The organism is Micromonospora sp. WMMD723, assembly GCF_049863385.1.
GTDB classification, from domain to species: domain Bacteria; phylum Actinomycetota; class Actinomycetes; order Mycobacteriales; family Micromonosporaceae; genus Micromonospora; species Micromonospora wenchangensis.
The window spans coordinates 6,368,760-6,383,617 of record NZ_JBMKNR010000001.1; the positions used below are offsets into that span (position 1 = coordinate 6,368,760).

At 72.7% G+C, this 14,858-nt stretch carries 8 protein-coding genes; 4 read left to right on the forward strand and 4 right to left on the reverse strand.

Annotation, left to right across the window (positions count from 1 at the left end):
• Positions 1 to 96 precede the first annotated feature (96 nt).
• Together ACN261_RS27695 and ACN261_RS27700 are read left to right on the forward strand one after the other, a co-directional pair.
• A complete protein-coding gene (locus ACN261_RS27695; RefSeq protein WP_421482590.1) occupies positions 97 to 1,551 on the forward strand; it encodes an arabinofuranosidase catalytic domain-containing protein in 1,455 nt (484 codons plus the stop codon).
• A 22-nt stretch (positions 1,552 to 1,573) separates the two neighbouring features.
• A complete protein-coding gene (locus tag ACN261_RS27700; RefSeq protein WP_425852940.1) occupies positions 1,574 to 3,403 on the forward strand; it encodes an RICIN domain-containing protein in 1,830 nt (609 codons plus the stop codon).
• 162 nt (positions 3,404 to 3,565) lie between these two features.
• Here ACN261_RS27700 and ACN261_RS27705 read toward each other — a convergent pair whose 3' ends face one another.
• Both ACN261_RS27705 and ACN261_RS27710 read right to left on the reverse strand, forming a co-directional pair.
• Positions 3,566 to 4,864: an extracellular catalytic domain type 1 short-chain-length polyhydroxyalkanoate depolymerase gene (locus ACN261_RS27705; protein ID WP_425852942.1), complete on the reverse strand. Its 1,299-nt coding sequence runs from the start codon at positions 4,862 to 4,864 to the stop codon at positions 3,566 to 3,568.
• A gap of 263 nt (positions 4,865 to 5,127) precedes the next feature.
• Positions 5,128 to 6,516: an endo-1,4-beta-xylanase gene (locus ACN261_RS27710; protein ID WP_421482593.1), complete on the reverse strand. Its 1,389-nt coding sequence runs from the start codon at positions 6,514 to 6,516 to the stop codon at positions 5,128 to 5,130.
• Positions 6,517 to 7,102: 586 nt separating this feature from the next.
• Here ACN261_RS27710 and ACN261_RS27715 point away from each other — a divergent pair.
• Positions 7,103 to 8,185 carry an SRPBCC domain-containing protein gene (locus ACN261_RS27715; protein ID WP_421482594.1) on the forward strand — a complete coding sequence of 361 codons (1,083 nt, stop codon included), beginning with the start codon at positions 7,103 to 7,105 and terminating at the stop codon, positions 8,183 to 8,185.
• Between the two features lie 63 nt (positions 8,186 to 8,248).
• On the opposite strand, the gene ACN261_RS27720 is transcribed toward ACN261_RS27715, so the two are convergent.
• The gene (locus ACN261_RS27720) at positions 8,249 to 9,301 is read right to left on the reverse strand and encodes a LacI family DNA-binding transcriptional regulator (RefSeq protein WP_421482595.1); all 1,053 of its coding nucleotides are present in this window, start codon (positions 9,299 to 9,301) and stop codon (positions 8,249 to 8,251) included.
• A 539-nt stretch (positions 9,302 to 9,840) separates the two neighbouring features.
• Here ACN261_RS27720 and ACN261_RS27725 point away from each other — a divergent pair.
• The gene (locus tag ACN261_RS27725; RefSeq protein WP_425852944.1) at positions 9,841 to 11,946 is read left to right on the forward strand and encodes a cellulase family glycosylhydrolase; all 2,106 of its coding nucleotides are present in this window, start codon (positions 9,841 to 9,843) and stop codon (positions 11,944 to 11,946) included.
• A 70-nt stretch (positions 11,947 to 12,016) separates the two neighbouring features.
• Here the strand turns inward: ACN261_RS27725 and ACN261_RS27730 are convergent, their stop codons facing one another.
• The gene (locus tag ACN261_RS27730; RefSeq protein WP_425852946.1) at positions 12,017 to 14,830 is read right to left on the reverse strand and encodes a condensation domain-containing protein; all 2,814 of its coding nucleotides are present in this window, start codon (positions 14,828 to 14,830) and stop codon (positions 12,017 to 12,019) included.
• Between the last annotated feature and the right edge of the window lie 28 nt (positions 14,831 to 14,858).

Here is a 14,858-nt window from a genome sequence, read left to right on the forward strand (position 1 = left end):
GGGTCACCCCCCGTCGCCCCGCCCGGCGGCGGGGGGTGACCCGTCCACCACCCCGCCGGGGCGTACCGCACCGTCCTTCCACCACCAGGAGATCCCGTGCGAGAGAACCGACTCCTCCGTCGGCGGCCGGCGCTGGTCGCCGCCACCGCCACCGCCCTGCTGCTCGTCACCGCCGCCGCCACCCAGACCTCGGCCTCGGCCGCCGCCGGCGGCTGCCAGGTGACCTACACCGTCAGCTCGTCCTGGCAGGGCGGCTTCGGCGCCAACGTCACCATCACCAACCTCGGCGACGCGGTGGACGGGTGGCGGCTGACCTGGAGCTACTCGGCCGGGCAGACCATCACCCAGCTCTGGAACGGCAGCTACACCCAGGCCGGTGCCCAGGTCACCGTCACCAACGCCAGCTACAACGGCGCGATCCCCACCAACGGCACCGCGAGCTTCGGCTTCAACGGCGCGTGGACCGGCAGCAACCCCGCGCCCACCGCGTTCAGCCTCAACGGCACCGCCTGCACCGGCGGGGTGAACCCGACCACCGGACCCCCGCCGACCACACCGCCACCCACCACACCGCCGCCGACCACACCGCCACCCGCCACCAGCCAACCGTGTGACATCTACGCCGCCGGAGGCACCGCCTGCATCGCGGCGCACAGCACCACCCGGGCGCTCTACGCGGCCTACAACGGCTCGCTCTACCAGGTGCGCAGGTCCTCGGACAACACCACCCGCAACATCGGGGTGCTGTCACCGGGCGGGCGGGCCAACGCCGCCAGCCAGGACAGCTTCTGCGCGAACACCACCTGCGTCATCACGATCATCTTCGACCAGTCCGGGCGCGGCAACAACCTCGGCTACCAGGGCCCCGGCGGGGTCGGTGGCGCCGTCCAACCGGCGGTCGCGAACAGAGAGTCGGTGACGGTCGGCGGGGACAAGGTCTACTCCCTCTTCATCCCCGGCAGGAGCAGCTACTGGCGCGACGGTCACCTGACCGGGGTGCCGACCGGTGCCGCGCCGGAGGGCATGTACATGGTCACCAGCGGCACCCACGTCAACAGCGGCTGCTGCTTCGACTACGGCAACAGCGAGACCACCAGGCGGGCCGACGGCGCGGGCGCGATGGACGCGATCTACTTCGGCACCAGTTGCTGGTTCGGCGGCTGCTCCGGCTCCGGCCCGTGGGTGCAGGCCGACCTGGAGTACGGCCTCTACCCCGGCGGCAGCAGCTCGTGGAACTCCAACCAGCGGGCGTTCACCAGCAAGTTCGTCACCGCCACCCTGAAGAACAACGGCACCTCGCGCTTCGCCATCAAGGGCAGCAACGCCCAGTCCGGCAGCCTCTACACCCTCTACGACGGGTCGCTGCCGCGCGGGTACAGCCCGATGCGCAAGCAGGGCGCGATCATCCTGGGCAGCGGCGGGGACTGCTGCATCGACAACACCAACCAGAGCGTCGGCACGTTCTACGAGGGCGCGATGGTCGCCGGCTACCCGTCGGACGCCACCGAGAACGCGGTGCAGGCCAACATCACCGCCGCCGGATACCGCTGACCCCGATGGCCGAGGAGGTCCGATGCAGCACCGTGTCACTTCTGCGGCGACCCGACGGGTGGCCGTCCTGCTCGCCACCGCCCTCCTGCTCGTGACGGGCCTGGTCGGCGCCACCGGGCCCCAACCGGCGCAGGCGTGGGACAACGGCGTCGCCGACACCCCGCCGATGGGGTGGAACAGCTACGACTCGTTCAACTGGAGCGTCACCGAGGCCGACGTGCGGGCCAACGCCGACTACATGGGCGCGAACCTGCGCCAGTACGGCTGGCAGTACATCGTCGTCGACTGGGCCTGGTACTTCCCCGGACAGCACAACGGCAGCCCCAACCAGGACGCCAACCTGCAACCCCGGCTCCGGATGGACGCCAACGGGCGGCTGCTGCCCGACACCACCCGGTTCCCGTCGGCGGCCGGCGACAACGGGTTCAAGCCGCTGGCCGACCACGTGCACGCCCAGGGGCTGAAGTTCGGCGTACACCTGATGCGGGGCATCCCCCGGCAGGCGGTCGCGGACAACGTGCCGATCCTCGGCACCTCGTGCCGGGCCAACCAGATCGACGCGGGCAACAGCGCGGCCTGGCTCAACCTGATGTGGGGGCTGGACATGTCCAACCTCTGCGCACAGGCGTACCTCGACTCGGTGTTCCAGTTGCTGGCCGCGTGGGGCGTCGACTTCGTGAAGATCGACGACATCGCCGCGCCGACGTACCGGCAGGCGGAGGTCGAGGGCTACCGGACGGCGATCGGGCGCAGCGGCCGGCCGATGGTGCTGAGCCTGTCGCCGGGGGCGACACCGCTGTCCGCCGGCCCGCACGTGCAGAACAACGCGCACATGTGGCGGATCGTCAACGACCTGTGGGACAACTGGTCGTCGGTGGACGCGCTGTTCGACCAGTTGCGCAACTGGACGCCGTACCGCAAGCCGGGGGCCTGGCCCGATCCGGACATGATCCCGATCGGCCGGCTGTCGAAGTACGGCCCGGTCGGCTCGCCGCGCTACTCGAACCTCAGCGCGGACGAGCAGCGCACCCTCATGTCGCTCTGGGTGATCAACCGGGCGCCGCTGATGTGGGGCGGCAACCTGGTGGAGAACCGGGCGGCGGAGCTGGCGTTGATGACCAACAGCGCGGTGCTCGCGGTCGACCAGCGCAGCGCCAACAACCGGCAGCTCACCGGCGGCACCCGGCAGGTGTGGGTGGCCGACGTGCCGGACAGCACCGACCGGTACGTCGCGCTGTTCAACCGGGAGGGCGCTGCGGCCACGGTGTCGCTGAACCTCGCCGAGCTGGGCATCGGCTCGGCCACCGCGACCGACCTGTGGTCCGGCGCGGCCCTGGGCAGCTCGACGGGGACGTTCAGCCGGTCGCTGCCCGCCCACGGTGCCGGGCTCTACCGGCTGACGCCGCAGACCACCACCCCGACCCCGACGACCGCGACGCTGGCCGCCCGGCACAGCGCGAAGCTGCTGGACGTCAGCAACGCCGCCACGACCGACGGTGCGAACGTCGTGCAGTGGGCCGCGAACGGTCAGGCCAACCAGCGGTGGCGGTTCGCCGAGGCCGGCGGCGGCTGGTCCACGGTGGTGAGCGTCAACAGCGGCAAGTGCCTGGACGTCTACGGCGGCGCCGGCACGACCGCCGACGGCGCCCGGGTGGTGCAGTGGACCTGCAACGGGGGCACCAACCAGCAGTGGCGGCTCCAGGACGTCGGTGACGGCTGGGTGCAGCTGGTGGCCCGGCACAGCAACAAGTGTCTCGCCGTGCTCAACGCCGGGCTGGCCGACGGGGTGCAGGTCGTGCAGTGGACCTGCGGCACCGGCAGCAACCAGCAGTGGCGACGGACGCCGGTGTGACGCGGCAGGGACGCCTGCGCCGGTGAGGAGAGGCGCAGGGCCGGGTTCGCTCCCCGGCCCTGCGCCTCGTCAGTGGTCGCCCGGAGTGTTCCGGGCGCGACGGGGCTCCGGGCGGAGCACCTCTGCGGGGGGTGCGCCGCCCGGAGCCGTCGGTCGCGTCGGTCAGCTGGCGGTGCAGGTGGGGGTCATCCCCGCCCCGCTGCCGTTGCCCTGGAAACCGAACTCGGTCGACTGACCCGCACCGAGCGCACCGTTGTAGTCCACATTCGTGAACCGCACCGTCCCGGAACTACCACTGGCCGTCGCCGACCACGTACCGGTCACACTCGACCCACCCGGCAACGTCATGCTCACCGTCCAACCACGCGTACCCGACGAACCCGCGGTCACCTTCACCGTCGCCACGAAACCACCGGTCCACGAATTCAACGACACCGACGCCGAACAGCCCGACCCACCCGGCGGCGGAGTCGTCGGCGGCGGAGTGGTGGGCGGCGGAGTGGTCGGCGGCGGGGTGGTCGGCGGCGGGGTGGTGGGGCTGGCGCTGTCGAAGCCGAGGAAGCGGACCGCCTGGGCGGCGTCGAACGGGATGGAGTGCCCGTAGCCCTGGAAGCTGATCGCCTCCACCGGCGGCGTGCCACCGGTGCCGCCGTAGCGGGTGCGGGTGGCGCTGGTCTGCGGGTAGTCGGTGGAGCTGGGGGTCTGCGAGACACCGAGCACGTTGGTCCACTGCTTGACCTGCTCGCCGAAGTTGACGTAGCTCAGCGTGGTGTCGGTGGTGCCGTGCCAGATCTGCATCCGGGGCCGCTTGCCGGTGTAGCCGGGGTAGGCGTTGCGGACCAGGTCACCCCACTGCTGCGGGGTCTTCACGATCCGCCCGCCGGAGCAGTCGCTGTTCCACTCCGAGCCGTTGGTGGTGGCGAAGCAGCCGAACGGCACGCCGGAGGAGCTGACGCCGGCGTTGAACACGTCCGGGTAGACCCCCGCCATCACGTTGGTCATCATCGCGCCGGAGGAGAACCCGGCGACGCCGATCCGGTTCTCGTCGACCGGGTAGCGGTTCCGCACGTAGTCGATCATCGACTTGAGGCCCACGGGGTCGCTGCCCCCGTTGCGCCGCAGCGCCTGCGGGGAGGAGACGTCCCAGCACTTGCTGCTGCGGGTCACCGACGGGTAGATCACGATGTAGCCGTAGCGGTCGGCCAGCGAGCTGAGCCCGTAGCCGGTGTGCAGCGCCGGGCCGCTGCCGGTGCAGTAGTGCAGCGCCAGCAGCAACGCCGGCCGGGCGGCCACCCGGTCGGGCACGTACAGGTGCATCTGCAGGTTGGTCGGGTTGGTGCCGAAGTTGGTCACCTGGGTCAGCGTCGCGGCCGACGCCGGGTTGGGGGCCGTGACCACGGCGGTGACGGTGGCCAGGGCGGTCGCCAGGGCGGCGGCCAGCAGTGCGAGTCGGGGTTTCATCGGCGGTTCCTCTGTCGGAGTCGGTGGTCAGCGACGGACGACGGGCCGTCCCGGCGTGCGGGACGACGGTCCGGACTGGCCCGGTCCGGGGCTGGCCGACGGTGGTCCGGCCGGGGCGCGTCGCGCCGGCCGGCGGGTGGGAGAGGCACCGCCGGCCCGACCCGGTACACCCGGGTCGGGCCGGCGGCGGTGATACTCAACTCACGGTGGTACTCGACTGACGGTGGTGCTGGACTGACGGTGGTGCTCGACCGGGGCGGTACTCAGCTGGCGGTGCAGGTGGGGGTCATCCCCGCCCCGCTGCCGTTGCCCTGGAAACCGAACTCGGTCGACTGACCCGCACCGAGCGCACCGTTGTAGTCCACATTCGTGAACCGCACCGTCCCGGAACTACCACTGGCCGTCGCCGACCACGTACCGGTCACACTCGACCCACCCGGCAACGTCATGCTCACCGTCCAACCACGCGTACCCGACGAACCCGCGGTCACCTTCACCGTCGCCACGAAACCACCGGTCCACGAATTCAACGACACCGACGCCGAACAGCCCGACCCACCCGGCGGCGGAGTCGTCGGCGGGGGCGTCGTCGGGTTCGGCGGCGTGGTGGTCGGGTTCGGCGGAGTGGTCGTCGGGTTCGGGATGCCCGGACCGGCGTTGAGCGCGTTCAGCACCGAGTCGTACGCCGGCTTCTTGTTGCCGTTGCAGTCGAACAGCAGGGCGTTGTCGGAGCCGCGCCACGAGTCACAGTCGCGCACCCCCCACACGGTGATGCCGGCACACCGGGAGATGGCCATGCAGGACCGGGTGACCGTGCCGAAGATGTTGGCCTGGTTGCCGCCGGTCATCACGTCCAGCTCGGTGATCTGCACCTCCACGCCGAGGTCGGCGAAGCGCTGGAGGTTGGCCTGGTAGTCACCCGGGATCGTGGTGCCCAGGTGGGACTGGAAGCCGACGCAGTCGATCGGCACGCCCCGGGACTTGAAGTCCCGCACCATGTTGTAGACGCCCGTCGACTTCGCGTTGACGCCGTCGGTGTTGTAGTCGTTGTAGCAGAGCTTCGCGCCCGGGTCGGCGGCCCGGGCGGCCCGGAACGCCGCCTCGATCCAGTCGTTGCCGGTGCGCTGCAGGTTCGAGTCGCGACGCCCACCGCTGCCACCGTCGGCGAACGCCTCGTTCACCACGTCCCACGCGTAGATCTTGCCGCGGAAGTGGGTGGCGACCTGGGTGACGTGGTTGATCATCGCGCTGCGCAGCGCGCTGCCCGACATGCCCTGCGCCCAGCCCGGCTCCTGCTGGTGCCAGAGCAGCGCGTGGCCACGCACGCTCATCCCGTTGGCCTGGGCGTGGCTGACGATCCGGTCGCCGCCGGTGTAGTTGAACCGGCCCTGCTGCGGCTCGGTGGCGTCCCACTTCATCTCGTTCTCGGCCACGATCGAGTTGAACTCGCGGTTGAGAATGGTGGTGTAGGTGCTGGTGGACAGCTTGCCCGTCGCAACCGCCGCGCCGAAGTAGCGGCCCTTCTCGGCCGCCGCGGCCCGCAGGGTCGTCCCGGCGCTGGCCGCGGGGGCCATCGCCAACGTCATCCCGACGGTGAGTGCGCCGGCCACGGCGAGGGTCGCCGTGGCCAGTAGGGCTCTCTTGGGTCTCATGTCGCATCCTTTTCGAGGTGGGTGCAGCGGTGGTGGTACTGAGGTGCCCGGTTCCCGGTGCGGTGGGTCGTGCCGGCCGGCGGGGTCCGTCGTCCGGTCGGCCAGGACGCGCCATCGTGGCCGCCGTACCCGGCCCGGACGAGGGACTGTCGGCGGTGTCCCGGTCGCGGTCCGTGCCGGCCGTCGACCTCGGTGACCTCGACGCCGGGGCCGCAGCCCGGATCGGCGAGAGGATCACCCGCTGCGGGCAACGGCGCAGCGCCTCCCGAAAAGGGCGCCATGATCCTCCTTCGAGGAGACCGGGCCGGCCGTCGACGGAGTCGTCCCGCCCCTGCTCGGGGCCGGTCGCGCCGTCGCCGGCAGCTGCTGATGGGAAATCCTGACCCGACGTCCCACATGCCCTGGGGGGACGCCACGATCCGAGGCTCGACCAGCACGGCTCGCCCGGTGAGCCATCAGGTGCGGTGGTCCTCGACATCGACTGTGAGCGATAACATGTGTTTCGTCAAGTCGTACCGCGGTGTGCTGGTGCGATCGCGGCGACCAGGTTCACCCACGGGACGTGCGGCCCGTAGAGTCTCTCGCCGTGATCGAGATCGGCGCACAGGTCGACCTGCTGCACCCCGCCGACCGGGTCTGGCGCGCGGTGACCGATCCGGCGTTGCTGGTCCGCTGGTTCGCCGGGGCCGAGGCGGTGCCCGACCGGCCGGGCCGGTGGCGGGTGGGCACCGCCGGGCTGCCCGGCTTCGACGGCGACGTCGAGATCGCGGCCGTGCGCCAGCGGGCGCCGGAGCTGCTCGTGGTGCGGTGTGTCGAGGGGGCGCGGCACACCGAGGTGACCTGCGTCCTCACCACCACCGCCGAGGGCTGCCGGGTGACCGTCCGGGAGACCGTGCAGCAGGGCGACTGGTCCGCCGGGCAGGGCGCGCGGCGCGAGGAGTGCTACCGGCAGTCGTTGGCCGGACGCCTGCCCGCGCTGCTCGACTGGTTGGCCTTCCGCGAGGTCGACCTGCGGCGGGACAGCGCCGCGCCGACCGCCGTACTGCCGGTGGCGCTGATGGCCGACGTGGCCCGGCCGTCGACCCGGGGCCGTACCACCGGTTGGGTGGTGGTCGGGTCGGGCACGGCGGCGCTGGCGCTCGGGCTGGCCGGCTGGGCCCTGCTGCCGCCGGAGCGGGAGGAACCGACCGGGGCGGCCCCGGTGGCGCCGCCGGTGCGCCCGACCGCCACGCCGAGCCCGTCGCGGTCCGTCGTGTCGGCACGTCCGACGTCGGCCCCGCCGTCGCGCAGCACCCCGCCGAGCCGGTCGCCGTCGGCGACCCCGTCGCGGACCCCCACCCCGACCCCGGCGGTCGCGGCGCCGCTGGACGCCCGGTACGCGACGGTGTCGACCCGGGTCTTCGGGTACACCGGGGAGGTGGTGGTCGACAACCCGGGCGGGACGCCGGCCACCGGTTGGACGGTCGTCGTCACGCTGCCCCGGGGCAGTTCGGCGGCGGAGGTGACCGGCGCCGACTGGCGACAGGACGGGCAGTCGGTCACCTTCACCGGCCCGGCCGTCGCGGCGGGCGGGACGCAGGCCATCCGCTTCGACGTCCGCACCGCCGACCCGGTCACCAAGGCGCCGCAGGGCTGCACGCTCGACGAGCGCCCCTGCGCCGGGCTGTGAGCGACGCCCCGCGCCGGCCGGGGCCCGTCGTGGACCCGGGCGACGGGGGCCCGGCCCCACCGGTCAGGCCGGCGGTGGCGCGGTGCTGTGGCGTACGGTCAGGGTGGTCGCCAGTTCCAGGCGGACCTGGCCGGCCGGCTCCCCCCGCCCGAGCGCGAGGGCCAGTTCGGTGGCGGTGACCGCCATCTCGCGCAGCGGTTGGTGCACGGTGGTCAATGCCGGGTCGACCAGGGTGGCCACCGGCAGGTCGTCGAAGCCGACCACGCTGAGATCGGCGGGAATCCGCAGCCCGAGCGCGCGGGCGGCCTGGTAGACCCCGACGGCCTGCAGGTCGTTGCCGGTGCACACCGCCGTCGGCCGGTCGGGGCGACGCAGCAGGTCGAGGGCGGCGGTGCGGCCGTCGGCGTCGGTCAGGCCGGCGTGCCGGACCAGGTCGGACGCCACCGGCAACCCGGCGGCCTCCAGGGCGGAGCGGTAGCCGTCCAGCCGGGCCCGGCAGCACAGGACGTCCTCCGGGCCGGCGACCATCGCGATCCGCCGGTGGCCGAGCCCGATCAGGTGGCGGGTGGCCGACCGGCCGCCGGACCAGTTCGTCGCGCCGACGAACGGGACGTCCTCTGGCAGCTCGGTGGTGGGGTCGAAGACCACGAACGGAATGCCCCGGGCCCGCAGCAGCCGGTGCTGTTCCGCGTCCAGCTGGGCCACCATGACCAGGCAGTCCGGCCGCCGGGCGAGGGTGTCGTCGATCCAGTACCGGATCGCGTTGCGCTGCGGCCCGAACTCGGTGAGGACGACGCCGACGCGGTGCTGCCGGGCCACCCGCTCGACCCCCCGGATGATCTCCAGGCCCCACATGTCCTCGATCTCGTCGAAGACCAGTTCCATCATGTTGCTGCGGGTGACCGGGGCGGCCCGGCGGTAGCCGTGCCGGCTGATCGCCGCCTCGACCCGGGCCCGGGTGTCCGCCGCGACGCCGGCCCGGCCGTTGATCACTTTCGACACGGTCGGCACCGACACACCGGCGGACGCGGCGATCGCCGCGATCGTCACGGGTCTGCCGGGATCGGCGAGCGACGCCAGGTCGCCGCCCGGTCCGCCCGACTCGACGTGGCTCAACCCGGCCTCCTCCCCGGCGGTGGCTGCCGGTCACGCCGAGGGCTGCGCACGCGACCGGGCCGCAGCAACCACCGGCATCGTTCAGGGGGACCCACGATAACCGACCATCGATGTCCGCCCTCCGGGTGCGGGGTGCGGCCGGGACAGAAACTTTCCCTCGCGAACCGAAAGCACTCCGGGAGCGCGCTAGGTCGAGCGGCAGGTCATCGCTGCGGGGTGGACCCCAGGGTGTGAACGGAGCAGGTCATTGACGCACGTCGACCGATACTTGTAAGGTCTGCGACGGAAACTTTCCGGGATCTATCTCCGATCGTTTCCAGGCGGGAGCCTCGCCACTCACCGTGGACGCCCCGGGCAGCGTCCACACCCGCCCCGTTGCGGCCGGGCCGCCGGACGGCCATCCGACCCCCGGTCGCGCCGGCACGACGCGCCGTGGCACCCCCCCGACCCGGTCGACGTCGGACCGGCCGGGGCCACCCGGCCGGGGCGACGTCCCACCAACCCCCACCCACCGGTGTCATCCGGCGAGGAGTTCCCTGATGAGTACCCAGCACCTCCGACGCATGCGACAGCGGGCCGGCCTGCTCGCCGGCACCCTCGCCGCCCTGCTCCTGGCGGGCCTGATGGTCACCGGCAACGCCCAGGCCGCCGCCGGCTGCCGGGTGGCGTACACCGTGCCGGCCCAGTGGCAGGGCGGTTTCACCGCCGACGTCCAGGTCACCAACCTCGGCGAGGCAGTCAACGGCTGGAGCCTGGCCTGGACCTTCCCGGCCGGCCAGCGCGTCACCCAGGCGTGGAACGCGACGACCACCGCCGCAGGCGACCAGGTCACCGCGAAGAACCTCAGCTACAACGCGGCGATCGCCACCAACGGCACCGTCTCCTTCGGCTTCAACGGGTCGTGGACGGGCAGCAACCCGGTACCGACCTCGTTCACCCTCAACGGGGTCGCCTGCACCGGGGGCGTGAGCACGCCGACGCCGACCGGCACCACCGCGCCGCCGTCCCCGACGGTCTCCCCCTCCCCGACGGTCTCGCCGTCGCCGTCACCCGGTGGCGACCCGATGGCGACGGTGGCCGCGATGCAGCCCGGCTGGAACCTGGGCAACACCCTCGACGCGATCCCCGACGAGACCGCGTGGGGCAACCCGCTGACCACCCAGGCCCTGCTGCGGCAGGTGCGTTCGCAGGGCTACCGCAGCATCCGCCTCCCGGTGACCTGGACCGACCACACCGGACCGGCCCCGACGTACACCATCGACCCGGTCTGGTTGGCCCGGGTCCGCCAGGTGGTCGACTGGTCGCTCGCCGAGGGCTTCTACGTGATGATCAACCTGCACCACGACTCGTGGCAGTGGCTCAACGGCTACCCCGGCGACCGCACCACCGTGATGAACCGGTACACCGCGCTGTGGACCCAGATCGCCACCACCTTCCGCGACCACTCGGCCAAGCTGGTGTTCGAGAACATCAACGAGCCGCAGTTCACCGGGACCGCCGACGACGCCCAGGGCGACGAGGTGCTGCGGGAGCTGCACCTGGCGTTCGTCCGCCTGATCCGCCAGTCCGGCGGCGGCAACGCCACCCGGCTGCTGGTGCTGCCCACCCTGCACACCAGCGGCGAGCAGGCCCGGATGGACGCGCTGAACACCACGATCAGCCAGCTGCGCGACCCCAACATCGCCGCGACCATCCACTTCTACGGGTACTGGCCGTTCAGCGTGAACATCGCCGGGGGCACCCGCTACGACAGCAACGTCGAACAGGACCTGGTCGGCACCTTCGAGCGGGCCCGCACGTCGTTCGTCGCCCGGGGCATCCCGGTGATCATCGGGGAGTGGGCGCTGCTCAGCTACGACTACACCCGCCCCGGCATCATCGAACGCGGTGAACTGCTGAAGTTCTTCGAGGCCGTCGGCTACCACGCCCGCACCCGCAACCTCACCACCATGCTCTGGGACGCCGGCTCGTTCCTCAACCGCACCACCCTGCAATGGCGCGACCAGGGCATCTACGACCTGATGAAGGCGAACCTGACCACCCGCTCGGCCACCGCCTCCACCGACCAGGTCTACCTGCCGCGCAGCGGCACCATCACCGCCAGGTCGCTCACCCTCAACCTCAACGGCACGTCGTTGCAGGGCCTGCGGCAGGGCGGCACCAACCTGGTCGCCGGCACCGACTACACCGTCTCGGGCAGCACCCTGACGCTGACCGCGTCGGCGCTGACCCGACTCGCCGGCAACCGGGCCGCCGGGGTCAACGCCACCATCGAGGCCCGCTTCTCCCAGGGCGTGCCGTGGCAGATCAGCATCATCTCCTACGACCCGCCGACCCAGTCGGCGGCCAGCGGGACGACCGCCTCGTTCGCCGTCCCCACCCAGTTCCGGGGTGACCAGCTGGCCACCATGGAGGCGAAGTACGCCGACGGCAGCGGCGCCGGGCCGGCCAACTGGACCTCCTACAAGGAGTTCTGGACGCACTTCCAGCCCGACTACACCGCCAACACCATCCTGCTGAAGCCGGAGTTCTTCGCCGAGGTCAACGACGGCCCCGTCACGCTGACCTTCCACTTCTGGAGCGGCACGCAGAAGACGTACCGGATCACGAAGTCCGGGAGCACGGTCACCGGCAGCCCGGCCTGAGCCGGCCGGGGCGTCGCGGACGATGGACCGCGACGCCCCGGTCGAAGGGGTGGGGGTGTCCCGCCGGGCCTCAGGGACACCCCCACCCCGCCGGGGACCACGGCCAGGGCACCCCGTGGAAGGCGGCCTCGACCAGCAGCGCCTCCACACCGGTCAGCAGCCGCGCGGCCCGCTCGACCGGCAGGTAGCGGGTGTCGGCGGTCACGGCCAGCTCCACCGCGCCGGGGGCGTCGCGCACCTGTACCCGGCAGCGCCACGCGAACCGGTCCAGCTCCCCCACCCAGCGCACCGCGTCCGGTGCCATCATCGCCCGCAGAGCCGCCTCGTCCGGTCCGGCCACCCCCGGGTGCGCCTCGGGGGCGAGCCGGGTGTCGTTGAGGTAGCACAGCGGGGCCAGCACGCTGCGGTGGTCGTCGCCCCGCCCGGTGAACGCCCGCTCGAACTCCACCGGGTCGTAGTAGGCGTGCCGGTAGGCGTCCAGGCCCGCCCGCCCGGCCCGGGACAGCAGGGTGCCGAAGTCGGGCCGCCCGGTCAGGTCGAGCCGGCACAGCCCGATCTGGTTCAGGGTGGCGACCGCCCGGTCGTACCCGGGTGGGAACCGGTTGTTGGCCATCACCACGATGCCGCAGGCGTCCTGCCCGGTGTCGCCGCAGAGCACGGCGGCGGTCGCGGCGAGCAGGGCGGTGGAGGTGCTGACGCCGTACCGGGCGGCGACCAGCCGGGACGCGTGCAGCACCGCCGGGGAGACCAGCGAGCCCTGCCGGTAGCGGGGTCCCGGACCGGCCCCGACCGGGTCGGCCAGGGTCATCGGCAGGCCGGGGAACTGCCGCAGCCAGTACGCCACCGCCCGCTGCGACCGCCGCCGCTGCACCGTGCGCTCCTGCCCGGCGACGTCCAGCGACTGGAGACCGGGCGGGTCGTCGACCGCCCCGCGCAGCAGCAGCAGACGCAGGTCCCGCAGCACGGTGGCCGCCGCGTGGAGGTCGACGGCGCAGTGGCTGAACACCAGCACGACCTGTCGTACCGTGTCGGCCACGGTGACCAGCGCGACCCGCAGCGGATACTCGACGGCGTGGTCGAACGGCGACCCGGCCAGTCGCGCGGCCAGCTCCGCCGCGACCCGCGCGCCGTCCGGGTCGTCGACCGGCCGGGATACGGCGTGCACGCCCACCGGCAGCCGCCCCGCCGCCGACGCCTCCTGGCACAACTGCCCGTCGTAGGGGCGGACCCGGGTACGCAGCGACTCGTGCCGGGCGAGCAGCGCACCCACCGCCCGCACCGCCCGGGGCACGTCCACCCCGGCCCGCGCCGAGACCGCCAGGGTGCGGGGCAGGGTGAGGACCCGGTACGCGGCGGGGGCCTGAAACTCCGCCACCGTCCGCCACATCGCCCGCTGTCCCCAGGTCAGCGGCGCGGTCGCGGCCCGGCCCCCGGCGAACTCGGCGTACGTCGACCCGTCGGCGGCGACCGGCTCAGCGGCCGCTGTCGCGGTGGAGGGTGACCAGGGCCAGGGGACGTCGTCGAAGGCGGCCCGCACCAGCAGGTCCTCCAGGCCGCGCAGGAACGGCTCGACGGTCTCCAGCGGAAGCTGCCGGGTATCGACGGTGAGCGTGACGCCCACCCCGGCCGGCTCGTCCACCACGTGGGTCAGCAGGTGCCAGGCCGCCCGGTCGAGCCCCGCCGTCCAGGCGAACGTGCTGTCCGCCGTGGCCGCCCGCAACGCCTCCCGGGTCACCGCCGGCAACCGGTCGACGCCGCCGACCGGCAACCGGACGTCGTTGAAGTAGTGGTACGGCTGGAACGCCGACGCCGGGTCGACCCCCCGTTGCTCGAATCCGAGCCGCAACGCGACCGGGTCGTAATACGCGTGCCGCAGCGCGTCCAGGGACACCCGCCACACCCGGGACAACAGCTCCCCGAAATGGGGGCGACCGGACAGATCCAACACGCCGAAACCGATCTGGCCGAGATTGGCGACGGCATTCGCGTACCCGGCCCGAAACCGATTGTGGGCCATCGGGAAAATGCCGGTGCGCTCCCGGTGACCGTGGCCGGCGGCCATCGCCGTCACCCCGGCCAGCAGTACCGCGGAACCGCTGACCCGGTGCCGGGCGGCGATCAACCGGATGGCCGTGTCGACGGCCGCGGAGACCAGCACGCCCCGTCGCCACGGCGGCGTCAGCCCCGGACCCGGCGTGGGCAGCGGCGACGGCGGCAGCCTGTCGAACTCCCGCAGCCAGTGCCCGACCGCCCGCGCCGAACGACCCTGGTCGATCCCGTGCTGCCCGCGGGCCACGTCGACCGACTGCGGGCCGACCGGGGTGGACAGGGCACCGCGCAGCACGAGCAGCCGTAGGTCCCGCAGCACCACCTCGGCGGCGTGCGCGTCCACCGTGGAGTGGCTGAACACCACCACGATCTGCCGTACCCGGTCGCCGACGGTCACCAGCGCGACCCGCAGCGGCCACTCGGCGGCGTGGTCGAACGCGACGTCACCGAACCGGCCGGCGACCTCCCGGGCGGCCTGCGCACCGTCGTCGACCCCGGGGCTGACCAACAGCGGCAGCACTCCGGCCGCCGCCGTCTCCTGGCGGGGCACGTCGTCGACGACCCGTACCCGGGTCCGCAGGGCACCGTGCCGGCCGACCAGCGCGCCGACCGCCCGGACCACGGCGGCGGGGTCCGCCCCGGCCCGCGCGGACACCGGCACGGTGCGGCGCAGGTTGAGGAAGACGTGGTGGGAACCGTACCGGGCGAGGGACCGCCACATCACCTGCTGGGCCCAGGTCAACGGCGCGGAGCCGGCCCCGTCGCCGGAGAACTCGGCGGACAGCAGCGTCTCCGACGCCCATTGCGCGGGCACCACCACGTCAGCGAATCGCATTCCCGACCGTACGACGCGCCGACCGTCA